28 protein-coding genes are annotated in these 21285 nt (G+C 52.5%); 5 read left to right on the forward strand and 23 right to left on the reverse strand.

Features of this window, described 5'->3' with window-relative positions; genetic code table 11:
• The first annotated feature begins 90 nt into the window (after positions 1-90).
• Positions 91-1821: a terminase large subunit domain-containing protein gene (locus HV302_RS24580; protein ID WP_181626696.1), complete on the forward strand. Its 1731-nt coding sequence runs from the start codon at positions 91-93 to the stop codon at positions 1819-1821.
• Entirely contained in the window at positions 1821-2879 is a 1059-nt protein-coding gene (locus tag HV302_RS24585) for a phage portal protein (protein ID WP_181626697.1), read from the forward strand. Before HV302_RS24580 ends, HV302_RS24585 begins: the two co-directional genes overlap by 1 nt.
• Positions 2880-3364: 485 nt before the next feature.
• Here HV302_RS24585 and HV302_RS24595 read toward each other — a convergent pair whose 3' ends face one another.
• The 14 genes from HV302_RS24595 to HV302_RS24660 form a co-directional block, all read right to left on the reverse strand.
• The gene (locus HV302_RS24595) at positions 3365-3745 is read right to left on the reverse strand and encodes a type II toxin-antitoxin system YafO family toxin (protein WP_046372029.1); all 381 of its coding nucleotides are present in this window, start codon (positions 3743-3745) and stop codon (positions 3365-3367) included.
• 9 nt (positions 3746-3754) lie between these two features.
• Entirely contained in the window at positions 3755-4348 is a 594-nt protein-coding gene (locus HV302_RS24600) for a hypothetical protein (protein WP_149618020.1), read from the reverse strand.
• An 89-nt stretch (positions 4349-4437) separates the two neighbouring features.
• Complete coding sequence (locus tag HV302_RS24605; protein ID WP_181626698.1) at positions 4438-5133, reverse strand: DNA adenine methylase; 696 nt, start codon at positions 5131-5133, stop codon at positions 4438-4440.
• 199 nt (positions 5134-5332) lie between these two features.
• Positions 5333-7723 (reverse strand): replication endonuclease, encoded by a 2391-nt coding sequence (locus HV302_RS24610; protein ID WP_181626699.1) that lies wholly within the window; start codon positions 7721-7723, stop codon positions 5333-5335.
• Complete coding sequence (locus HV302_RS24615) at positions 7720-8727, reverse strand: DNA cytosine methyltransferase (RefSeq protein WP_181626700.1); 1008 nt, start codon at positions 8725-8727, stop codon at positions 7720-7722. The genes HV302_RS24610 and HV302_RS24615 overlap by 4 nt, the downstream gene beginning before the upstream one ends.
• Positions 8727-8924, reverse strand: a complete 198-nt coding sequence (locus HV302_RS24620) for a hypothetical protein (protein ID WP_181626701.1) — start codon at positions 8922-8924, stop codon at positions 8727-8729. The genes HV302_RS24615 and HV302_RS24620 overlap by 1 nt, the downstream gene beginning before the upstream one ends.
• Positions 8924-9796: a DNA adenine methylase gene (locus tag HV302_RS24625; protein WP_181626702.1), complete on the reverse strand. Its 873-nt coding sequence runs from the start codon at positions 9794-9796 to the stop codon at positions 8924-8926. The genes HV302_RS24620 and HV302_RS24625 overlap by 1 nt, the downstream gene beginning before the upstream one ends.
• Positions 9789-10499, reverse strand: coding sequence for a 3'-5' exonuclease (locus HV302_RS24630; protein ID WP_326928739.1), 711 nt, complete (start codon positions 10497-10499; stop codon positions 9789-9791). Before HV302_RS24630 ends, HV302_RS24625 begins: the two co-directional genes overlap by 8 nt.
• Positions 10500-10721 (reverse strand): hypothetical protein, encoded by a 222-nt coding sequence (locus tag HV302_RS24635; RefSeq protein ID WP_181626703.1) that lies wholly within the window; start codon positions 10719-10721, stop codon positions 10500-10502.
• 68 nt (positions 10722-10789) lie between these two features.
• Entirely contained in the window at positions 10790-11062 is a 273-nt protein-coding gene (locus HV302_RS24640) for a hypothetical protein (protein ID WP_063958614.1), read from the reverse strand.
• A gap of 20 nt (positions 11063-11082) precedes the next feature.
• Entirely contained in the window at positions 11083-11310 is a 228-nt protein-coding gene (locus HV302_RS24645) for a phage filamentation protein Fil family protein (RefSeq protein ID WP_045342171.1), read from the reverse strand.
• Positions 11311-11322: 12 nt separating this feature from the next.
• On the reverse strand, positions 11323-11496 hold the full coding sequence (locus HV302_RS24650) for a hypothetical protein (RefSeq protein ID WP_181626704.1): 174 nt from the start codon (positions 11494-11496) through the stop codon (positions 11323-11325).
• Positions 11486-11746: a hypothetical protein gene (locus tag HV302_RS24655; protein WP_326928740.1), complete on the reverse strand. Its 261-nt coding sequence runs from the start codon at positions 11744-11746 to the stop codon at positions 11486-11488. Before HV302_RS24655 ends, HV302_RS24650 begins: the two co-directional genes overlap by 11 nt.
• A 2-nt stretch (positions 11747-11748) precedes the next feature.
• Positions 11749-12030: a Cox family DNA-binding protein gene (locus tag HV302_RS24660; RefSeq protein ID WP_137273414.1), complete on the reverse strand. Its 282-nt coding sequence runs from the start codon at positions 12028-12030 to the stop codon at positions 11749-11751.
• 110 nt (positions 12031-12140) lie between these two features.
• Here HV302_RS24660 and HV302_RS24665 point away from each other — a divergent pair, with 110 nt between their 5' ends.
• The 3 genes from HV302_RS24665 (at position 12141) to HV302_RS24675 (ending at position 14219) form a co-directional block, all read left to right on the forward strand.
• Complete coding sequence (locus HV302_RS24665) at positions 12141-12449, forward strand: helix-turn-helix domain-containing protein (protein WP_137273415.1); 309 nt, start codon at positions 12141-12143, stop codon at positions 12447-12449.
• A gap of 66 nt (positions 12450-12515) precedes the next feature.
• A complete protein-coding gene (locus tag HV302_RS24670) occupies positions 12516-13496 on the forward strand; it encodes a phage integrase (RefSeq protein ID WP_135495400.1) in 981 nt (326 codons plus the stop codon).
• A gap of 306 nt (positions 13497-13802) precedes the next feature.
• Positions 13803-14219 carry a hypothetical protein gene (locus HV302_RS24675; protein ID WP_040229131.1) on the forward strand — a complete coding sequence of 139 codons (417 nt, stop codon included), beginning with the start codon at positions 13803-13805 and terminating at the stop codon, positions 14217-14219.
• A gap of 37 nt (positions 14220-14256) precedes the next feature.
• Here HV302_RS24675 and HV302_RS24680 read toward each other — a convergent pair whose 3' ends face one another.
• The 9 genes from HV302_RS24680 to HV302_RS24720 form a co-directional block, all read right to left on the reverse strand.
• On the reverse strand, positions 14257-14475 hold the full coding sequence (locus HV302_RS24680) for a DNA-binding transcriptional regulator (protein ID WP_040229133.1): 219 nt from the start codon (positions 14473-14475) through the stop codon (positions 14257-14259).
• A gap of 78 nt (positions 14476-14553) precedes the next feature.
• The gene (locus HV302_RS24685; protein WP_071687583.1) at positions 14554-15723 is read right to left on the reverse strand and encodes a phage late control D family protein; all 1170 of its coding nucleotides are present in this window, start codon (positions 15721-15723) and stop codon (positions 14554-14556) included.
• The gene (locus HV302_RS24690) at positions 15720-16205 is read right to left on the reverse strand and encodes a phage tail protein (RefSeq protein WP_071687584.1); all 486 of its coding nucleotides are present in this window, start codon (positions 16203-16205) and stop codon (positions 15720-15722) included. The genes HV302_RS24685 and HV302_RS24690 overlap by 4 nt, the downstream gene beginning before the upstream one ends.
• A gap of 11 nt (positions 16206-16216) precedes the next feature.
• Positions 16217-18658 (reverse strand): phage tail tape measure protein, encoded by a 2442-nt coding sequence (locus tag HV302_RS24695; RefSeq protein ID WP_181626705.1) that lies wholly within the window; start codon positions 18656-18658, stop codon positions 16217-16219.
• Entirely contained in the window at positions 18651-18788 is a 138-nt protein-coding gene (locus tag HV302_RS24700; RefSeq protein WP_306174506.1) for a GpE family phage tail protein, read from the reverse strand. Before HV302_RS24700 ends, HV302_RS24695 begins: the two co-directional genes overlap by 8 nt.
• Positions 18789-18802: 14 nt before the next feature.
• On the reverse strand, positions 18803-19138 hold the full coding sequence (locus tag HV302_RS24705; RefSeq protein ID WP_001029728.1) for a phage tail assembly protein: 336 nt from the start codon (positions 19136-19138) through the stop codon (positions 18803-18805).
• 63 nt (positions 19139-19201) lie between these two features.
• Positions 19202-19720 (reverse strand): phage major tail tube protein, encoded by a 519-nt coding sequence (locus tag HV302_RS24710; RefSeq protein WP_001207675.1) that lies wholly within the window; start codon positions 19718-19720, stop codon positions 19202-19204.
• 15 nt (positions 19721-19735) lie between these two features.
• Positions 19736-20914, reverse strand: coding sequence for a phage tail sheath protein (locus tag HV302_RS24715; RefSeq protein WP_001279035.1), 1179 nt, complete (start codon positions 20912-20914; stop codon positions 19736-19738).
• 143 nt (positions 20915-21057) lie between these two features.
• Positions 21058-21285 carry a hypothetical protein gene (locus tag HV302_RS24720; protein ID WP_181626706.1) on the reverse strand — a complete coding sequence of 76 codons (228 nt, stop codon included), beginning with the start codon at positions 21283-21285 and terminating at the stop codon, positions 21058-21060.

A 21285-nucleotide genomic window follows, 5' to 3' on the forward strand; every position in this document is an offset into this window, starting at 1 on the left:
TTTTGTTGTCGGAGGAAGGCCAGACCATAAAGGGGGCGATAGCGGGATCGCGCGCGGGGTAATCTTCACTCCATAAACGGTGGAGGGCAGATGATACAGGACGCTTTTGTACGTCAGAGGGCAAAGCAACTTTACTGGCAGGGCTACCCGCCAGCGGAGATCGCGCGCCTGATGGGGATCAATCAGAACACAATTTACGCCTGGAGGAAACGCGATGAATGGGATGAAACACCGCCCGTCCAGCGCGTCAGCCAGTCTATGGATGCCCGCCTCATCCAGCTTACGGACAAGAAAGACAAGACCGGGGGAGACTTCAAGGAGATTGATCTGCTGACCCGGCAACTGAAAAAGCTGTCTGACGGACAACCGGCAGGGGCTGGTACGGGTAAAAAGCCGCGCAAGCGCAAGCTGAAAAACCACTTCACCGAAGAACAGATCGTCGCGCTGCGGGAGAAAATACTTGATTCCCTTTCGTGGCATCAACGCGGCTGGTATGAGCAACGCCACCACCGAAACCGCATGATACTGAAGTCCCGCCAGATTGGCGCAACCTGGTACTTTGCACGCGAAGCGCTGCTTGATGCGCTGCGCGATGATGTGAAATACCCGTATCAGCGCAACCAGATATTTCTGTCTGCATCCCGCCGTCAGGCGCACCAGTTCAGGGGATTCATTCAGAAGGTGGCGGAAGAAGTTGACGTTGAGCTTAAGGGCGGGGACAAAATAGTCCTGTCCAACGGCGCAGAGCTGCACTTCCTCGGCACCTCTGCCGCAACAGCGCAGTCATATACGGGCAACCTGAAATTTGACGAATTCTTCTGGGTCAGCAACTTCACCAACCTGCGAAAGGTTGCAGGTGCGATGGCAACGCTGAAGGGGCTGACGCGTACCTACTTTTCCACGCCATCAGGTGAAACCCATGAGGCTTACCCGTTCTGGACGGGTGATCGCTGGAATGAGAAACGCCCGAAGGCACAGCGCAAAGCGTTTGATGTGGGCTGGAAAACGCTGAACAGCGGGCTGTTATGCCCGGATAAAACCTGGCGCCAGATTGTCACCCTGAAAGATGTGATAGACCACGGCTGGGAGTACACCGATCTTGAAGAAATTCAGGATGAAAACAGTGAGGATGAATTCCGCAACCTGTACATGTGCGAGTTCGTTCGCGATGGTGAGTCCGCCTTCAACCTTAACGCCCTGATTGGCTGCGGCGCAGATGGTTACGACGAATGGCCGGACTGGAAGCCTTTTGCGTCCAGGCCGATGGGTAATCGCCCGGTCTGGATCGGCTATGACGCCAACGGCAGCAGCGGCAACGGTGACAGCGGCGCGATTTGCGTTGTGGTGCCGCCACTGGTGCCGGGCGGTAAATTCCGCACGGTGGAAACGGAGCAGGTGCGCGGCCTTGAATTTGAAGAGCAGGCAAAAGTTATCGAAAACATCACCTTCAAATACAACGTCCAGCATGTCGGTATCGACGTGACGGGCGGTAACGGTGAGGCCGTTTACCAGATAGTGAAGAAGTTTTTCCCGATGGCGATGCCCTACACCATGTCAATGACGTCTAAGCGCGCCCTGGTGCTGAAAATGCTACAGCTGATCCGCGCCGGTCGCTGGGAATATGACCGCAGCGAACGCGCCCTGATCAACGCCTTTAACTCTGTTCGCAAGGTAAAGACGCCTGGCGGATTCATCACCTATGACACTGACCGCTCACGCGGCGTCAGCCACGGTGATTTAGCCTGGGCGAATATGCTCGCCATTATTAACGAACCGCTGGGCCAGGAGAGTGGCAGCGGCGGGTTTGCTATGGAGTTCTGATGAAGAAGCGCACCTACAAAAACAAACACACTGCCAGCAGTGGCAGTGCCGGACAGCCTGATATTTCTGACGCGCTCAGAAGCGATCCGGCGCTCAGCGCCTTCACGTTTGACGGGCCATATTCAGTAACAGACGGCTATGATCTGCTGGACAGCATGTGTTGCGTCGATAATGGCCGGTACTATGAAACGCCAATAGACTGGAAAGGGTTAACCCGTGCGTTCGCACAATCACCGCTGCATCAGTCGGCGCTTTACTTCAAACGCAATGTGCTGACCGGGTGCTATATCCCTCACCCGTTACTCTCACGTCAGGCGTTCTCTGCGTTTGCGCTGGACTGGTTTGTCTTCGGCAATGCCTATCTTGAGCGTCGGTCTAATCGTCTGGGAGACCCGCTCAAACTTAAGCATGTTCCGGCACTGAACACACGACGGGGAAGCGACCTTGATACCTACTGGTTTATCCGGCAGTGGAAGGATGAATACGAGTTCAGGGCGGGCGAAGTCTGCCACATCATGAACCCGGACATTCATCAGGAAATCTACGGTATGCCTGAATATATGGGGGCGCTGCTGTCCGCCAGCCTGTCACATTCCGCCGATAAGTTCCGCAAACTCTATTACGACAACGGATCCCATGCCGGATGTATTCTCTATGTCGGTTCGGAGAAGGTGGATCAGGAAAGTATAAAGGTGGTGCAAAAGACGTTGTCACAGGCCAGAGGGAAAGGCTCCTTCAAAAACGTGCTGATCCACGCGCCGGGCGGCGGCAAGGACGGCGTGCAACTGTTGCCGTTCAGCCAGATATCGGCAAAGGATGAGTTTCTTAACATCAAATCAGCAACGCGCAATGATTTACGCGACGCTCACCGCATCCCGCCGCAGCTGATGGGCGCAATGCCGGAAGGCAACGGCTCACTTGGTGATGTTGAGAAGGCCGCGCGCGTCTTCGCCATCAACGAAATGTTACCCGTGATGGAAGCCATGAAGGGCGTCAATGACTGGCTCGGTCAGGAAGTGATCCGCTTTAATCCCTACGCTCTGCTTAAAGACGAGTAACCCGCTCCACCCGCCGCACATCCTGCGGCGGTTCTCCTTCAGTAATTTTCAATCCCCGCATGACCGGCTACCACCTGATCACCACTCAGCGCAGCATTTAACCCCCCTCACTCAGAGCGCATGAGCGCCATTCTGGCAGGCGCAATCTGCAATTTACCCCGCACACATCCAGAAGTGAGAAAACGCGCGGAGAAGGCGAAAAAGGCCGGAGAATGGCAATTAAAGGCATCACCTCCCGACCCTCCGTCGCGTGGGCTGTTCCCCCGTCACCTGCGCGCAACATTTGCTTCGTTTTTTGTGCATTTGCCGATCCGGGGGCAGACCGCGCCGCCACAGGGCGGAAAGGGTATAAATAGCTTCAAAAAAATTGTGCAAATTTGTGCACTATTGTGCAACAGAGAAAGAAGGCCAGGAAGAAAGAAAAGCCGCCTTCAAAAGGCAGCTTTTCAGATTAGTGAGGGATTGATAGATAGTCGTCGCAAAACTCAAAAAGAAGATTGGAACTCTTCTGCTCTGCGCTCAATTTCTGCCATGTAGGATGTACGGGCTAACTCATGCGCATTGGGTGTCATAATGCTGATTAGCTGATACTTATCTGGATATAAGAAATGGCGGGAGTAAACAAGATAACTGTTTGATTTACGTGAGGCGGCAGGTAGTTTTGCAGGCCACGGCTTTTCATCAGGTAAACGAATATGGATCTTAAAAACAAAAGAATCACGAAGACGCCCGCTATCTTCCCACTGCCCTTCGTTGCCAAAAACTGAGGGTAAAGATCCGCCGTTCTTCCATGACTGCAAGGCATGTGCATATTTACGAGCAACTGCGGGGAGTTCTATATCATTGTGGACAGAGACTTTAATCATGGCCCTGCCTTAATGGAACGTTGGATCTTCAAGGCCCAGCTTTTTATGTTCACTGCGGATAAGTGCATGAACCTGATCGGCGGTAACACCCAGATCAGCATCTGAAGTTTTCTTCGGCACATGCGTGCTTTCAATGAAGGATAAAATATCTTCAATCGTATAGCGAAGCGTCGCAGCGGAACGAGCAAAAGCGACAATCTCTTTCCTCAGTTCCGCGTTACTTTCAGGTACGCTTTTCAGCGCAACCCTTGCAGCCTCGACAAAACTTGCACATACCGCAATATGACGGAAAAGGCTTTCAAACCCTTCCTGAGTCTCTTTTTTCTGATTTTTCAGAATAATAGGGATCTGCTTTTCTTCCCATTCGATGCGAAGGTTTGCCCTGTGTGTCTTCATCCTGTCAGCCAGGTTAAGCATATAACTGGTGGCCTCATCAATAGGAAGGTATGCCACAGAATCCTTTACGTCCTGGAGGGATAGCGTAGACGTACTGTGCCGGGAGATTGATACGTCATGATGCACAATGCTACTGGCAGGAACAGGGGCAAGAGCCACCGCCAGCGCTGCGGCCATAGATGATATTTTATTTTTTTTACTACTCATAATTGCCTTTCCTGCCAATAATCGTGAACCACTGCCGGAATGATAGCGCAAAAAATCACCCGCTGAAACGAATTATCCTTGCGGCAAAACTAGCCCGCGTCAACCTCATTGAGCGCCACCATGATCGCCAGCCTTTCAGCAGGCGGAAGCGCTGCATATTTCGCGCGCCAGCGCTCAACTTTGCGCTTAATACGGTGCCGATCGTTGTAGTCTTTTCCGGCAAACGCGTGGGAATACGCGCGCCCCTCCGGGTAGTTCATCCAGATTTTTTCTGTTCGCACCCCGCCGCGCGTCATGGCCTGAAATTCAATGCTGCGCCAGCCTGTTAACCGTTCGTCATAAAGCTGCGACGGATAACCAGACAGGATCACGCTGACGTTTTCCGGCAGGCTTATGAGGCAGGCTAACAGGCGCTCATGATCGGCAACCGTATATTCATGACGGTAGCGGGCGCGACTGGTGCGCGTTTCAAGCAGATAAGGAGGATCGGAATAAACCAGCACGCGGCCATGTTGAGTAAAGTCTTCTCTTTCCAGAAAACCTACAGCATCACCGTGATAAAGATGCAACCGGGGCGGAGTTTCCCCCATATCAGACCAGCGCTCCCGCGTTAATTTAAAAGCATTTTCATCGACATCAATTCCAATCGTCCTGGCTGCAAGTGGCTTGTGAAACATTACTGCGCCACTGCCCAGGTGCGTTTCAATGTAGGTATCATGCGGGGGCATTTCAGCAATAATTTTCTGATAAACCCCGCTCGCCGCCTTACTTCCCAGATAACTCATTCTCTTTCGTCCTCAGATGGCACCGTCATTTTTAACCACCTGCAGCACTGTTAAAAATGACGGTTCTCGATGTACGGCCAACACTGCCGGAAATGGCGGTATCTGCCGGAATACGGTACCGCACCGTCAAATCTGACCGTTCCGGCCATCGCGGTAATTCGGTACCACACTGTCAAAGCCGACCATGCCGATCGACGCTCTACTTCCGCCCCGTAAACGCAGCTTTCATCCTTTTCACGAGATCGCTTGTTTTCTGCTTCGCCGCCATCACCTGCGACGGCAGCTTATCCAGCCCCGACGCGGCGCGATTGCGCGATACCAGCCGCCCGTCCTGCACGGTCATAACAAGATCGCCGCACGCCACTGACGCACCGGCCATCATCGATCTGACCATTCCGGCGCTGGCATCAATCCCACGCAGCGCCAGCAGTTCACTGATCTGCTGCTCTTTCACGGATAGCCCGGCCCTCTCTTCCCGTTCCGGTGGCCGTCTTTTACGCTTACTTCGCACATCGTCACTAAGCCGCTGCGCCAGTTCTCGCTTTTCCTGCCGTGAAAGCGCATCAAAATTCACCGTCACGCCCTCAGCTGGCACAGTCATTTCTGACTGCCCTGTAGCTTCGCTGGCGGCATGTTCAACACCGTCAGCACCTGTCGCGGGATCCCGCGTACAGTTATTGACAGAACTCCGAGGGGCGGCGTTGCCGCCTGAAAAACCAACGTCAACGGCCACACCGTCAGCGCTCTGGCGCTTCGGCACGATTTTGTATTGAGTGGTGCGGGTGAAGATCAAAGAGTCATTACCCGTAATCGGGCAATAGATACCGGTGATTCGCTGGACGTCATCGCCGTAGGCGTTGCCGTTTTCGGTGGTTTCATAGTTCAGGCGAATGCGCAGATTGTCGCGCTCTACCAAAGGGCCACCCTGGGCTAATACATAGTTATCCCACTCGCCTGCATCAGCGGCCTGCCGTGCGGTTTCGAGTTCAGGGTGTAAAACAAGTTCACGATTTCCCAGGCGGCGAAGTTCGCGATATACCGTGACCGGCGCGCCGCCGATCTGCTGAAACTGGCGAATTGACCAGCGCGACGCCCACGCGCTAACGCGGAGTGACATTTCTTTCAGGTCTTCCCCGGTTTCGTCGTCCTTCTCACCATCCAGCGCGAAGCCATCGATATTCTTCGAAATGTATTTCGCTATGTAGCCGGTTGCGCTGCCTAAAGCGTCCTCAATCGGTTTAAATTCAAGGCGGTGCTCCCACGCTCCCGGCTCGTTGCCGTCTTCTCTCAGGGCATATTTTCGGAAGATATCGCGCGCCTGTTCGACCTTTTCCGGGCGCATGAAAAGAAGTAAGTGCCAGTGCGGCGTTGCATCGTGGTGCGGTTCAACAACACGAAAACCGAAAACGCGGATCCCTTTTCTCTTCCATGCGGCGCGGGTTCTCGCCCAGACCTTGCAAAGATATTGCTGTGTCTCACGCGGCGACGCGCCACAGTATTTGTTATTACGGCGCCCGTTATGCTGCATAGCGTGATAGCGGGAAGGCGCTGTCAGCGTGTAGAAGTCACCGGCCAGCCCTTCCAGCTTCGCCAGCTCTTCAAATCCGCGCATTCTCGTCATGAGTTCGCGGCGACGGTTGGCCGGATTGGCAACACTGCCAGCGACTTTATCGATCAGAGAAATGCGCTCGCCCGTGTCCTGGTCTTCCAGTTCCATAGCCTTAAGGTATTCACGGTTAGCCTTTTTCTGGGCCAGCCATTCCGTAAGGCACGGGGCGCTACTGTATGGGGAGGATTTTTTCTGGACGTATCCCGCTGCGATCATCAAATGCTCACGCCACCGGGCATGGATACGGCGCAGGCGGTTTAACCACCACTGCGGTGACTCAAGGCGAAGAACCGCGCGTAACGCGTCCTCCGCCTCCAGTTCTTCATTGCAATACGCCGTCCAGCCGGGGATCGGCGTTTTCAGATGCACCGCCAGCGACGCAATACGGCCATAGCCAGAAAGCGCCGCGAACTCAGGATCTCCGGTGCGTGCCAATTGGTGATCGGACTCGCGTATAAACTCGCTCGTAAAGATATCGGCAAGCGTATAAGCCAGTCTTTTTAACTCTTTCTTCCCTGCCCAGAGCATACGAAAAAGCTGATCGCGGATTGGCAGCAGAATGCCGGGCATCACAGTGTCAGGCTGGTAAACACTGTTCACGCTATCAATACGCGTTAATACGTGGCGCTCAAAGGTATTAACCAGCCAGTGATCTGCCGCTTTGCGGTCTTTCGCGTCCAGTGCATCCAGCTTCGCAGCAAAGTGGCGGCGGATATACTGCGGAAGAGAAGCCAGACGGCGACGCAGCAGCTTGCTGCGCTCCGGCTTTTCGTCTTCCGCTACCAGTTCACTGAACGCGATATGCTTACGCGTGCCGTCCGGCGTGAGATAGTCGAAACCATCCAGCCCCGGCGCTACATCAACGCCAATCGGCTGGTATGGTTTGTTCCCGCCATAAGCGTAAGGGATAGCATTATCAGTGCTACCCGGATACGGTGGAGGTGGAGAAGGGGCGCGACGGCCACGGGTTGCCGTGGTCATTGCGCACTTTCCAGATATGCACTTATGAACGCTTCCGCGACCGGTGCAACGATGGCGTTTCCGTAGGCACGCAACTGGCCCACGCGTCCGGCAAGCCCATTAACCAGCGGCTTAAGTCCGGGTTTAACTGGCCTCCACTTTCCATCATGGCAAAAGAGCCAGTCAGCATCTCGCCAGAAACCGTTAACCGCGCTGGCAGTATCTCCACTTCGTGTGGTGCTGGTGTTCGTCCCTGCAACCGCTCCGGTGAACGAATTTTCATTGCTGCCGTTGGAGTCGCCCAACCCGCAAGCTGTGCCGTCACATCCAACCGATCCGTTGAAATCTTCCCGTTCCGAATCCTTCCGCCCACATATCCACCCTTCCCGTCCGTTGCTGTCGGAGTGTTCCAGCCCGCCAGACAGGCAAAGTCCTGAAGGTTCGATTGCCGCCCCGCCAGCATTCTGGCTATGACCTTCTGGGGATCCTGATAAGCATTTTTGACATTGCTCGCGTTCGGCGTCGGCCACCCAGAAGAGGCGTTGCCGGATGTGCGGAGCACCGAAGCCCGCAGCGCAGAGATCGAAGCCTGCGAAGGCATACTCCGATCTTTCCATTTGATCGCGTACATCGTCGAGCCAGCCGAGGCCGTCTTTGCTCGCAACCTGTTCGCCAAAGATAACGTCAGGGCGGCACTCCGATATAAGACGAAACCATGCGGGGAAGAGGTGGCGCTCATCGTCTTTTCCCTGCCGCTTTCCGCAGGCGCTGAAAGGCTGGCAGGGGCATGAACCTGTCCAGACGGGGCGGTCATCGGGCCATCCGGCACGGCGCAGAGCGTAAGACCAGACACCGATCCCGGCAAAGAAGTGGCATTGCGTGAATCCTTTAAGGTCATTTGCGGTAACTTCCTCAATTGAGCGAATGTCAACAACGCCGGGGGCAATATGTCCAGCGTCGATCAGGTTGCGCAGCCATTGCGCGGCAAAGGGATCGATCTCGTTGTAGTAAGCGATAGCGGCCATCAGAACGGCACCCCATCATCAAACCCGAAAAAAGCCATCTGATGCCAATGCACCCACAAACCTTTCAGGCCCGCTTTTTCCGCAGGGCAAAACCAAACTATTTCAACTTCGTCCGAGGTTGTGACAAGCATATTCAGACCCGGAATACCGTCTTCATCGTTGCTGACCAACTGGCACAGAATGGAATCAATAACCATCACGCCACCTCTTTGCGGTTGCGAGACGTGCGGAGAACGCCGATCACTTCGCCAGCCAGGTTGCGAGTTTTAGCCCCCACAGAGCGGCGGACATCGAATGATTTAAGGGTGAACAGGTGGTAAATCTGACGGGTTTCCGGGGTGTCACTGCCGGAAATGACAGAAGGTATTTTTGCAATGTCGTAGAGGTATGAAAGCCTCGCAGCCAGGACGCGATGATCTTCATCGGTAAACGGTTTGCCGTATGCCGTAAAATTCGCAGTTTCGCTAGCTGGCAGATATGGCGGATCACAATAAATCACGCAATTTGAATGGCCGATTGCCAGAGGGATTGTTTCTCTGAAATCACCATGTAGAAACATCACACCCTTTTCCCATGCTCTTGCAGCAAAATGCTGAATCTCAGCAACAGGGAAAATTGGCTTTTTACGAAAACCAAAAGGTACATTGAATTCATTTTTCAAATTAACGCGATAAACACCGTTGTAGCAATGGCGGTTTAAATAAAGAAACAGCGCTGCGAATTCAATCAATGTCTGATTACTGTATTGACGGCGGTCATACTTGAATTCACGATTAACAAAGTTAAAAGTATTGCGATAGTCGTAATACGCTTCTTCATTATTGCCATTTTCAAATAACTTCGCCGCAGCAGATAAAAGCGCCTCGGTATCACGCTTAACTACCGAAAAGAAATTAATCAACGCTGCATTGCTATCGCAAAGAACATAGGTCTTGTAATCAGTATTCAGGAAGACGCTACCGCTTCCCACAAAAGGTTCAACGAGACATTCACCTTGCGGTAAAACCTCCAATACGTGAGCCATCGCACGAGACTTGCCGCCCGCCCAGATCAAAGGGGAATTAATCATTGGATGCCTCCGCGATGGCACGGATTACGCCCAGCGTTAGTTGGCAGTCACAAAGCGCGCGGTGTGGTGCGCCGTTAACGGGTGGGACGCCAAGAGCCTTTGCAGCTTCAGCGAGTTTTTTCCATTTATACTTACGGCGGTAATCATCCCAATCGCCATTAAATTCAGCGTAAAGCTCCATTGCGCACTGAGGCACACCCAGCAAAATAGGGAAATCATTTTCAGGGACGTGAGATGAAGACTGCTCAATCATCCGATCATCGAATTGCGCGTTGTACGCGATCCAGCTCTCACCGATTAATTCAACAACCTGAGGCAATATGTCGGCCCATATTGGCGCATCGGCAACCATCTCGTTTGTAATGCCGTGAATGGCTGTCGCCTTTGCGGGGATCTCACGCTGCGGATTTATCAGCGTATTCAGCAGTGTCAGACCGCAGCAGTCTATAATTGCGATTTCAACGATCTGATCATCGTTACCTAAACCAGTAGTCTCGGTATCGACAATGACGTAGTTTTTTCTAATCCAGCGCTTTGCGCGTTGCTTCGGGCCTTCGACGCGGTTTTCGTGATAGACAGCCATATCAGCCAAAGACCACACTTTACGGATCACGTTGTCCGCTAGCTCACCTTTAATGTTGGGGTTAGCCGCATAGCCTGCAATTATCGCTTTAAAAAATTCATTGCGTTTGTTCATGCTCATTTAATTAGCCTCATTACTGGTTACTGATTCACGATTTCTTATCCATGAATCAAGGGATGAAAAAATTTCTTCTGAGGTGGCGCTTTCCTTTTTCAACTGACCGACAAAAATACGCAGTAGGCCAAGAAGGTGAGCACGCTCACCCTTGCGGGCGCTGGCGCTTAATGCTGCAAACTCTGGATCGCTTATTCCGCTATCCAGCTTTATTGACTTGACCGACATACCGACCTCCTGAAAAAGGCAAAACGAAGCCCCGGCAAAAAATGCCGATGTTTTTTGATGCAGGTTAATTAATGAGTGGTGCGAGGTTTTCTTTTTATCTGTCTGAACAGTCTTTCATGCCAGTAATAAAGAAAATCAATGAACGTCATACGTGCACGCTCATGATTCCCCCTGATTGCCTTTTCAAGGCCATAGACAATCAAATCAATTGTCGGGCTGTCCGGTGTTATATAAATACGCGAACCATTTTTAAGCTGTACGGTAAAACCTTTTTCGGCGCTTTCAATTGATTCGCGGATCAACATTTCCCGCTCCCAAGATGTTTTCTCTTCAGTAAACATGCAAGCCGCTCCCAACGATGTTACAAGAGTTTCTTTAACGCTCTTACCAGAGTTGCTAACAGCCCTTTATTTATCTTACTCGTATAAACAAAAGGCTTATTCATACCCTTAATAAAACGGACCTTGTTTGGCTCCGGCTTAAAGAAGCGCCCGTCCGGGCATTCAATCCAGCCGCGTGTATTGCGGTAGTGCGTGACCTGGCAACCGTGCTTTAACAGGCTGGCAAGTGATGGGGCGTTATCGTTCATATCGTGTACCTGCTACAGTTGCCTACGGGCTTTTAGTTCCACTTCTTCACGGCGGGCTTTATATTCTGCAAGCGCCTTAATTCTTTGCTGCTTTACTTTTTTACTCCGCAGAAGGATTAAAAGTTGAATTAAAGACAAAACAAGAACAGCAAAGAGAGAAAGCCCGATAATCATTTCAATTTTCATAACTTCCTCCACCATTTAACCTTTCAATTGTTCGCATTGCTTCAGCTAAGGCAAAGTCACGGCCATAGTAATTATCAATACCGCCGTTATCATCCCGCTTATTTATCAAATACGAATTGCTTCGATTAAAAGCATTGCGCGGTGATTTGCGGATAGTGAAGCCGTTAAAGACATAAACGTTTTTGCTTACCTGAACCAATCCCGGAATGCTTCCGGCATGTGACCCATGTTGTGAATAGCGCTTTTTCATAATCAAAGCCCAATCCACAGTAACCAGGCGTCGCGCTGCTCTTTCGGACGATTGAAATAAGCGTCACGCATCGCACGGTTGAACTCAGGGATATAGATCCAGTTCTCTGAGCGGTTCGTCAGAGACTCAGGATTCTTCATCTGAACCACCGGCAGCTTGCCGTCACGAACCATATCGCCAACCGCGTTGGCGGTTTTACCGATCATTTCGGCAAACTTAGGAGCTGGCACCGCATCCACTGGATGGCGTAATTCAATGTAGCCCTCTGGGTATTTGTCTTTCATGTGTAATAATCCTCTCTGATGTTCAGCCGCTTCTAGCTGGCTGTAGCCGCCTCTGGCGGGCAGAAAAATGGATTACATGTAATCCCAACAAAGAGGAGTTTAGATCACTTATGATCCAAAAAACAAGCATCGGTGAAAAAATCTTGCTTATGAGGAAAGCCGAGGGGCTGTCTCGAAGAGAAATGTCTGAGATAACAGGAATTTCAGCCAACAACCTGAAAAACTATGAATCTATAGGCAGGCAGATCCCTGGCGATTACCTAGCAATAATTCTTGAAAACCCACGATTTGAGAAATATACACTCTGGTTAATGACAGGAAACACTGCACCAGACGCCGGACAAATTGCCCCGGCTCTCTCTCTTGATGGGCCAGAAGTTACGGCAACGTCGCGCCGCTCCGTCCGCAAGACTGGCTAACGCTGCACAATGATTTCACTGACTGGATAGACTCAATTTCACTCTGTTCTACTGGAGGGCTTCGCCATGTCGATTAAGAAGCTCGAAGGTGGTCAATATGAAGTAGACGTGTACCCGCGCGGGCGTAATGGAAAACGCATTCGCAGGCGCTTCGATAAGAAGCAAGAGGCAGTGCTTTTTGAGCGGTATGTAGTAGTCAATGCCGACAAAAAAGAATGGTTAGGCGCGAGCGTAGATCGCCGCACCTTAAGCGAGTTGTTAGACACCTGGTGGCTGCTGTACGGACAGACGCTGGAAAATGGTGAGATTGAAAAACGGCACCTGAGCAAAACAATAAGGGCGCTGGGAGATCCAGCTGTAAACCGTTTAAGCAAACGTACGATAGCGCAGCACCGTAGCCAGCGGCTGGATGATGGGATCAGCTCCGCCACAATCAACCGTGATATGTATCGGCTATCAGGTATGTTCAGCGCACTGATCAAGCTGGATGAGTTCAGGAAGGAAAACCCCTGCAAGGGGCTGGAACCGCTGAAAGAAACACCGCCAGCCATGACCTATCTCACAAAATCAGAGATCGGTAAATTGCTGGATACCCTGACCGGCGATGATCGACGCGTGGCGCTCCTATGTCTCAGTACGGGTGCTCGCTGGGGCGAAGGAAGTACGTTACGGGGAGAGCAGGTTAATCACGGGCGCGTGACATTCCTCAAAACCAAAAACGGCAAAAAGCGAACGGTTCCGATATCGGAAGATCTGGAGAAAGAGATCAAGACCAGCGACACAGGGCCACTGTTCAAAGTTGATTATGAAAACTTCTGCGAACGGCTCAAAAAGGTTAAGCCCGATCTTCCACGTGGTCAGGCTACGCATGTGCTTCGGCACACGTTCGCAAGCTGGTTCATGATGAATGGGGGAAATATTATTGCGTTACAGCAGATTCTGGGGCACGCCAGCATACAGCAGACAATGGTTTATGCACACTTGGCCCCTGATTATCTGAAGCACGCAGTAACGTTAAACCCGCTTGGTGGAGGGCTGACGATTTGACTACACGTTGACTACGCCAAGAAACACTGTAACCCGTTGTAGCCGCTTCTGGCGGCTACATGGGAGACTGATTTAAAAGGATTTTTTCTAAGTACCTGATAAAAAAAACCCCCACATCATGTGGGGGAAGACAGGGATGGTGTCAGAAAACACCACCTAACACAATGATATAAATGGATTTATATCATACGCTGTCCACATAGCGTCCACATTGACTAAAATGCCCCTGCCCGCCAGGGGCTTTGTTTTTCATCCCTCAGAGGTTATAACCAATTTTTAACCCAATGTTTAATAAGGATGTTCTCTATGCTCAACCTCAAATCGATAATTGCGGTCGTCGCCATTCTTTTGTCTACCACCGCCCACGCCCAAACGGATACCGTAAAAACTTTGCAAAAGCAGCTAAAGTTATGGCAACCGACTGAAATAAAAGAAAGTAACAATGTCGTCACTGTCGTTCTGGACGCAAACCAAGTTACACCTGAAATTTATGATGCGGTAATAAGCTCAGGAATTTGCATGGATGTTTGGACAAAAGATGTACCGAATTCCTACATGAAAACAACTAAAGAATTGCACGTACTGAATAAACATAAAGCATTTGGCTATGTGCTCGAACAGCCTCTCGCAACTTGTAACGAGATGGGTAAAGAGCCAGATGACAGAGCTAAAGTGGTGATGCTCTCAAAAACGCATATGTTTGGAATGCCAAAGTCAAAATAAACAAAACCCCGCAATTCGCGGGGCTTTTTGTTTGTGGTTACATCCACATAGTTTGTTGACCTGATGGCGAGGGATGAGGCCTGACGGCATTAACCTCACCCGGCTTAACAATGTAACGCTGCACCGACTCAAATGTGATAAACGTGGCGCTACAATTCACGTTCTGGCACTGGTGATAACGTTCCTTTGTCGTATCGGTCATATAACGGCTTGTGCGTGCATGGGCGGCATGCTGGCATAACGGGCAATGAAACATATTAAGCACCTCAACGGTTTGGCTGATGTGTTAATTTTACTCAATAAATCCTTATATAACAAACAGATAAACAAAAAACTACCCTTCATCATCTTCCGCTTTGTACTCCACGTCAGAGAGCTTAACCTCAAGCTCTAAGCTCGTCGTGAATCCACTATTACTCAGATTGTGAGTTACCTTACTAATTAGCCATGCCTGCTCGTCTATGACACGCTTAAAGCCCGACACGCGCACCGGTGTCTCAGGAAATAAATCAGCCCGACCGAGTGCCAGCGTAATTGAAAACTCCGCAACGCCCCGCTGCAGCTTATCCCACTTAGCCTGAGCGGCGCGCATCGCCTGCGCCTTTGAAGCGTAGACCGTCGTCAGCGCCAGCACGTTATCTGCCTCACCGGCCATATACTCACCCTCGCGCGCTTCCGGCTCTTTTTTTGCCTTTGTTTTTTTGCTGACCGGCTTTGCTTTCGGGTGCTCCAGTGCTCGCAGATGCTTCTCTTTTGGCTTTCGTTTCAGCGTTACTTTCTGCTTTTGCGGCTTCGGGTCTTTTGTGTGCAACCATTTTGCCGTTACGCCGGTGTAAGCCCCACGGTCGGCAATGGCAAACTGATGACGGTCACCATCGCTGCGGGTCACCGTCATTTGCGGGACGGGCTTGCCACTGGCCGTCATCGCACTACCGGCTTTCAGAAACAGGAGTTTACCCGCTTTCACTGACACCTCCGCCCCATTGCGGTCAGCCAGTCGGGTCAGGAATACGGCGTCGGACTCCTGCGACTGGTCGATATGCGGTACCGATATTTTTTTCAGCGAATCCGCGACACTGGCCGTCAGTTTATTGCGTTTTGCAATGGTGCTGACCAGCTCACTGAGGGTGGTGTCGTGCCATGACTCCTCTCGCCGTGAATTGAGCGTTCCGCGAAAATCTGCACTACGAGCCCGAATAGTCAGAGTATCAGGCGCGCCCCGGTGCTCAATCTCATCGACAGTGAAATCGCCCTTATTCAGAAGTGCCGAACCCTGCCAGCCAAGCCACAGCGTCAGCACAGCCCCGCGCAGGGGTAACTCGACTTTGCCGTCGGTGTCGTCGAGCTCAATGTCGAGCTGGTCAGCCTCAAAGCCCCTGTTGTCGGTCATGGTGAGAGAAATCAGCCGGTCACTAAAATTGCTGGTAATGTCTTGGCTGTTCATCGTCAGCATAAATGCCGGTGCAAGGCTGGCACCGGCGTCAATGGTCATGCCCGTAATCATGCGGTCAGCCCTCCGAGCACACCCTGCAGCTTATCAGTCAGATTACCGGCAGAGCCGAGTAGCTCGCTGGCCTGCTTATTCAGGTCGCCAAACATTGCCGTCAGTGATTCATCGACCCGTTTCAGCGAGAGGGTGAAATCAATCTTTCTGGCCGCACCGTCGCTGAAAAACTCGGTATGCGTGGTCGACACCTTATCGACGATATACATCCCGAAGATATTGCCGGTTCCCTCAATAAGCGGCCATGCTCTGCCCTCATCGGCCATCAGCTCAACAGCAAGCAGGGATATACGGCCGCCGGTAATAGCAGGGTAAAGCGTACCGGCAAGCTGGATCGAGTTTTCCCCCTCGCCGAGAAACTGATACGCAGGAGGTTTACCGACCCGGTCATTAGACGCCCAGCGGTAATCTTTCGAGTGCTGCATCGACTGATAAGGCAGGGTGCGACGTTCAAACACAAACATTCCAAGAGCAAGCATCATCATCAGCCTCCTTAATCGTGCATCATGCTGGCGCGGGCTTTGGCTCGCTTGTCGCGCTCATATTTTTCTAACGCATCCTGCAACTGATTCCCTAGCTGACCGCCCGGAGCTCCAGCTCCCGGCAGGTTGATTTGATAGGTTGGGCTGCTCTGGTCAATGTAGGTACGACCAGCGGGAGCCGTGACAGGCTGATAAGCCTGATACCCGCCAAGCGAGCTGGTTGTCGGAATGTACCCGCCACCCTGACCAACCGGCGGCGCTTTTGCTGTTTCCGCATCAATACTGCTCGATTCCTTTTTAACGAGACCGAGCTTTTCGAGAATTACATCAAGACCACCGCGCAGCTTATTGAAAATATTCAGAGGCAACATCAGCGCATCGGCCAGCGCCTGTCCAAAAATGACGCCGACATTTTTGCAGCTATCGAGCGTCTCCTGCGTGGCCTTGACCGGCGCAATCAGGTCTTTAAACCACTGCCAGACGCCGCGCAGCTTCTCACCGAGGCCATCAAAGATGGGGGCTAGCGGGGCGAACATTTCACCGACGGGTGCAAAGGCACTCATGATGCCCTCAATCACCCCTGAGAAAAATGCGCTAATGGGTTCCCAATATTTGCGGATAAGCAGCGCCCCGGCCACAATCGCCACCCCGACTGCCACAATCGGCCAGGTAATCGCACCGAGCGCGGTCACAATGGCACTACCAGCGACAGTAAAGACCGTACCCAGCACGCCAGCAGCGGCAATAATGGCGTTAATCCCCATGACAACCGGCCACGCAACGAGACCAATACCGCCGATGATACCAATCAGAGCCAGTGCGCCACCGGCAATGATGCCGATAGTTTCCGCGAGCCCCTTATTTTTCTGGATCCAGCCGTCGAGCTTTAACACATACTGCGTGGCCGTTTGGGTAAGTTTGCGCAGTGAGCCCTCTTGCTGGTCATAGAGGTCAGTACCAACAGCCTCATAAGCAGACTGGAATTCTTTAAAATCGCCGCCGAGGTTATCCTGCATAACCTTGACCAACTCCTCGGTTTTACCGTCTGAGGCCTTTATCGTAGCGGTGAGCTTATCGAGTTTTCCGCTGGCCGCTGCCGCCATCAGTACACTTGCAGACTTCATGGCCTCCTCGCCGAATATGGTTTTCACATATTCAGCTTTCTGACCTGTGCCGAGCTTGTTTCGCTCAAAGCTGGCCTGCATTTCTTTCAGGATGGTAAATAAAGGACGCGTATTGCCTTTGCTGTCCGAGGTTTTAACACCCAACTCTTTGAGAGCATCGTATGCTTTGCCTGTTGGTGCCTGTAGTCTCGTTATAACAGCCGCGCCGCCCGTCCCAGCCATTGACCCCCTGATGTTATTATCATGAAGTGTGCCGGTAATCGCCGCCGCTTGCTCAAGACTCACCCCGGCATTTTTCGCTACAGGTGCAAGGTAACTTAATGAGTCACTTAGCCCCTGAAAATCGGCAGTGGTCTTGTTCATCGTGGTTGAAAGAACATCACCAATATGTGCAGCCGCGTCATTAGAGAGTTGAAAGGCGGCTTTTGTCCCCATCAGTAGTTGCGCGTTTTCCTCCATTGTTTTTCTGTTCGCAAGTGACAGGTTGAGAGTCACAGGCGTCATGGCCGCTATAGATTCAGCATCACCACCACCTTTTGCGATAATAATCTGCGCACTCGCGGCGTCATCAGCAGAGGCGGCAGTATTGTCGCCGAGCTGGCGCGCCTGTTTGCGCAGCGCCTGCATTTCTGGCGACTGCTTATCGACCCCGAGCACGGCCTGCAGCTCGGAATTTTTCTGCGCAAAATCATAACCGGGCATCAGTAATTTCACCCCGGCCATCGTTCCCGCAGCCGCAATGCCAACACCTGCAGCGCCAGCCGCTGCCGCATTACCGGCAAGCTCTTTGCCTGACTGGTATCTGGCTTTCACGCGGCTTAATTTCGCCTGCTGCGCACTGACGCGCGCCAGTGCCTCGCGCTGTCGATTAAGCTGCGCCGTCGTTTCGCTGATGGAGGTTTTGAGCCGACGCTCATCGGCAGAAAGGGTGCGGGTATTAATACCGGCCTGCATCAGTTCGGAGCGCTGGCGCTGTACAGACGTTCTCAGGCTGTTGTATTTCGTCTGCAGCTCAGAGGCGGCACGCTTTGCCGCTTCGAGTGCCTGCGCCTGCGCGCGGGTCGGACTGGTGGAGTTTTTAAACTGCACGGCCAGTTCACCGGCTTCGCGTTTCGCTTTCTCAAGCGCCTGACTGGTCACGGCCAGTTGCGCACTGGCCTTACGAAAGCCGTCGATTTTTGACGCCTGACCATTCAGGTCACGCAGCCCTTTTTGTGTGTCGCGAATATCGCCCGACAGGGTTTTACTCGCGGTCTGGATGGATTTAAGCGGTCGGGTCGCCTGGTCGACCGCTTTCAGCAAAACCTCAAGTCTCAGGTTATTACTCATTGTGGTGTCCGCTACGCTGCAGCGCCTTTTCGCGCCATGTGATGAGCTCGGTCAGGCTCAGGGAATAGAGCTCTGATAGCGGCCAGTGGAATATCACCGCGATATCCGCCATCAGGTCATCGGTCGACAGGTCGGGCGGGAAATCTACTCCGCCGAAGCCGGTGACAAAAAACCAATCACCTTAGCGGCCAGCGACAGCATATCGGGCAGGTTCATTGCGGTAAGCTCCTGCGCCGTAAGCGCGGGGTAGGTCATGCGTGGCAATACCTTAATCAGCGCATCGACTTCGGACTGCGCCACCGCTGCCAGACTGACACCGCGCAGGGTACCGGCGTTCGGCTCAATCAGTGTGACTTTATCAATCGTCTGACCGGCGCGCTTAATCGGCTTGTCGAGGGTCACGACGTTCGGGTTTACGGTGTCAATTTCATTGCCAGCCATATCAACAAATTCAGCGGTTTTACGTGGTGCTTTTGCCATGATGTTTTTCTCTGCTCTGAATGGGGATTAATAACCGGCCAGCAGTGCTGACCGGTCAGGGAATTACAGCCCGATTGCGCGGCGGTGCTGTTCCAGACGGTCGACGCCGTTCACCTTCTCAACCATGTTGACGGTATCGATTTCGATGACGTCGCTACCATCAATCGTGAGGCGGTAATAGGTGCATACGGTCGACAGTTTGGTCGAGGTGTTTTCACCCTGCTTATTCTCGCCGCCGTCGATTTCTTTATGACGGCCACGCATGACCACCTCGACCGCCACGATTTCGCCAGTGTCGTCACGTTGGTAAGAGCCAGCAAAACGCAACGGCACAGCGTCAGCACCCGGCGCGGCGTACTGCGCCCACAGCGCCACATCAGGCAGGCCACCGACAGACCATTCGACGGTGAGCGCATCATCGTCGAGACCAAGGTCAATCGCCGCCGCGCCATTCATGCCGCCGCCGCGATAGTTTTCGAGCTTGCGGGTCAGCTTCGGCAGCGTCACGGATTCAACAACGCCCATGTAGCTAAGGCCGTCATTGAACATGTTCAGATATTTAAGTTTGCGGGGTAGTGCCATGTTGTTTCAGGCTCCTTAGCTGTTGACCGATTCGGCCAGATTCACCAGATATTTATCGGTGATACGCTGGCGCAGGGTCAGGCTTTCCAGTGGTGGAACCGGTGTATAGTCGTAGTCGATATACAGTTTCCCGGCCTTGAGGGTTTCCTTATCGTTCGATTCCTCGTCGAACCAGCATTCACCGTCCACGATGTAGCCGTTTGATTTCAGCTCGCGGAATTTGGCGTTAATGCCGTCGACAATGTCACGGATAAGTGATGCGGTGATGGGCTTATCGACCGCCCACATGTGCGCCTCGGCCATCGTGTCGGCCAGCACCTGCGCGGTGCGGGTGTAGTTCTCAAACAGGAAAAGCGGGTCATCAGAGCAGGTGCGGTTACCCCAAAAGCGGAAGCCATCCTTACGCACCAGTGTCGTGACCCCGGCCTCGTTGAGCAGATCAGCATCGGTGCCGGATGCCTGCAAATCCCAAAACACTGACGCACTGATGCCGGTAACACCCTGCACGCCGACGTTAGACAGGGTTTTGTGCCAGCCGACGGTCTGGTCGATATAGGCACGCAGGCCGAGTGCGCGCGCAGTTGCGTATGCCGGTGCGGTGGCGTTTGTGGTGGTATCCCATGCAAGGAAATCAGGCCAGATGACCATCAGCTCGCGCTGGCTGAAATTCTCGCGATAGGCCATCGCCTCGGAAATGGTTTTACAACCCCATGCGCTGATATAGCCAAAGGCGCGCAGGCTGATACAGACCGAAGCAAGTGCGACTGCGACCTCTTTGGTATCGAGACCCGGCACGCCGAGAATGCGCGGCTTAACGCCGGTGACTGCTTCGGCAGTCAACAGCGCCTTGATGCCGGTATATTTACCGTTCTCATCCGTGCCGCCGATGATATTGGAAATGGTCTGCGCTTCGGCGTCTTCTCCGGTACCTTCGGCAACACGCACGACAACTGTGACAGGTTTTGACTGGTCGGCGATGGCCTGCAGGGACGCGGCCAGCGTGCCTTTTTTACCGGCTTTCGCAATGGCGCTTTGCACATTGGTAATCAGTACCGGCTCGTTGAGGGGAAAGGTTGCCGCATCCGCATCGCTGGCTGTACAGACCATGCCGACGATTGCGGTTGCAACAGTGGAAATGACGCGGGTGCCGTCGTTAATCTCAAGCACCTGCACGCCGTGGTGAAAATCACTCATCCGGTTAACTCCGTGGTTAGTGGGCAAGTGTTATTGTCCTGTCTGGTCTGGTGAGGGGCTATTTGTCGGCGATGGGTAGCGGATGGCACATAAACAAATTAAAAAAAAGACGGGCATCAGCCCGCCCTGCATTACTCTTCCTTTTACGGGTAGCTGACGGGGGCATTATTTTCTATGGCATATTCACGCATAAAATCGGGATAAGAAACAGAAGCCCTTTGCCGTTCAACAATGAATGAGTCGGCCCCCCAGATAACACACTCTCTCAAAAACTGCCCCACATCCGTTGTTACTTCGACAGCATCACCCGGCATATTTTGGTCATGAGTATAAAACCCTAATGTAGATGGACTAAAAAATGTATTTTCCAT

The organism is Citrobacter sp. RHBSTW-00859 (assembly GCF_013729795.1).
Taxonomy (GTDB): domain Bacteria; phylum Pseudomonadota; class Gammaproteobacteria; order Enterobacterales; family Enterobacteriaceae; genus Citrobacter; species Citrobacter braakii.

Bases quoted from the DNA above. Each gene is read 5' to 3' on its own strand.
- HV302_RS24580 (WP_181626696.1), top strand. From the start codon at position 91: ATGATACAGGACGCTTTTGTACGTCAGAGGGCAAAGCAACTTTACTGG.
- HV302_RS24585 (WP_181626697.1), top strand. From the start codon at position 1,821: ATGAAGAAGCGCACCTACAAAAACAAACACACTGCCAGCAGTGGCAGT.
- HV302_RS24595 (WP_046372029.1), bottom strand. From the start codon at position 3,745: ATGATTAAAGTCTCTGTCCACAATGATATAGAACTCCCCGCAGTTGCT.
- HV302_RS24600 (WP_149618020.1), bottom strand. From the start codon at position 4,348: ATGAGTAGTAAAAAAAATAAAATATCATCTATGGCCGCAGCGCTGGCG.
- HV302_RS24605 (WP_181626698.1), bottom strand. From the start codon at position 5,133: ATGAGTTATCTGGGAAGTAAGGCGGCGAGCGGGGTTTATCAGAAAATT.
- HV302_RS24610 (WP_181626699.1), bottom strand. From the start codon at position 7,723: ATGACCACGGCAACCCGTGGCCGTCGCGCCCCTTCTCCACCTCCACCG.
- HV302_RS24615 (WP_181626700.1), bottom strand. From the start codon at position 8,727: ATGGCCGCTATCGCTTACTACAACGAGATCGATCCCTTTGCCGCGCAA.
- HV302_RS24620 (WP_181626701.1), bottom strand. From the start codon at position 8,924: ATGGTTATTGATTCCATTCTGTGCCAGTTGGTCAGCAACGATGAAGAC.
- HV302_RS24625 (WP_181626702.1), bottom strand. From the start codon at position 9,796: ATGATTAATTCCCCTTTGATCTGGGCGGGCGGCAAGTCTCGTGCGATG.
- HV302_RS24630 (WP_326928739.1), bottom strand. From the start codon at position 10,499: ATGAGCATGAACAAACGCAATGAATTTTTTAAAGCGATAATTGCAGGC.
- HV302_RS24635 (WP_181626703.1), bottom strand. From the start codon at position 10,721: ATGTCGGTCAAGTCAATAAAGCTGGATAGCGGAATAAGCGATCCAGAG.
- HV302_RS24640 (WP_063958614.1), bottom strand. From the start codon at position 11,062: ATGTTTACTGAAGAGAAAACATCTTGGGAGCGGGAAATGTTGATCCGC.
- HV302_RS24645 (WP_045342171.1), bottom strand. From the start codon at position 11,310: ATGAACGATAACGCCCCATCACTTGCCAGCCTGTTAAAGCACGGTTGC.
- HV302_RS24650 (WP_181626704.1), bottom strand. From the start codon at position 11,496: ATGAAAATTGAAATGATTATCGGGCTTTCTCTCTTTGCTGTTCTTGTT.
- HV302_RS24655 (WP_326928740.1), bottom strand. From the start codon at position 11,746: ATGAAAAAGCGCTATTCACAACATGGGTCACATGCCGGAAGCATTCCG.
- HV302_RS24660 (WP_137273414.1), bottom strand. From the start codon at position 12,030: ATGAAAGACAAATACCCAGAGGGCTACATTGAATTACGCCATCCAGTG.
- HV302_RS24665 (WP_137273415.1), top strand. From the start codon at position 12,141: ATGATCCAAAAAACAAGCATCGGTGAAAAAATCTTGCTTATGAGGAAA.
- HV302_RS24670 (WP_135495400.1), top strand. From the start codon at position 12,516: ATGTCGATTAAGAAGCTCGAAGGTGGTCAATATGAAGTAGACGTGTAC.
- HV302_RS24675 (WP_040229131.1), top strand. From the start codon at position 13,803: ATGCTCAACCTCAAATCGATAATTGCGGTCGTCGCCATTCTTTTGTCT.
- HV302_RS24680 (WP_040229133.1), bottom strand. From the start codon at position 14,475: ATGTTTCATTGCCCGTTATGCCAGCATGCCGCCCATGCACGCACAAGC.
- HV302_RS24685 (WP_071687583.1), bottom strand. From the start codon at position 15,723: ATGATTACGGGCATGACCATTGACGCCGGTGCCAGCCTTGCACCGGCA.
- HV302_RS24690 (WP_071687584.1), bottom strand. From the start codon at position 16,205: ATGATGCTTGCTCTTGGAATGTTTGTGTTTGAACGTCGCACCCTGCCT.
- HV302_RS24695 (WP_181626705.1), bottom strand. From the start codon at position 18,658: ATGAGTAATAACCTGAGACTTGAGGTTTTGCTGAAAGCGGTCGACCAG.
- HV302_RS24705 (WP_001029728.1), bottom strand. From the start codon at position 19,138: ATGGCAAAAGCACCACGTAAAACCGCTGAATTTGTTGATATGGCTGGC.
- HV302_RS24710 (WP_001207675.1), bottom strand. From the start codon at position 19,720: ATGGCACTACCCCGCAAACTTAAATATCTGAACATGTTCAATGACGGC.
- HV302_RS24715 (WP_001279035.1), bottom strand. From the start codon at position 20,914: ATGAGTGATTTTCACCACGGCGTGCAGGTGCTTGAGATTAACGACGGC.
- HV302_RS24720 (WP_181626706.1), bottom strand. From the start codon at position 21,285: ATGGAAAATACATTTTTTAGTCCATCTACATTAGGGTTTTATACTCAT.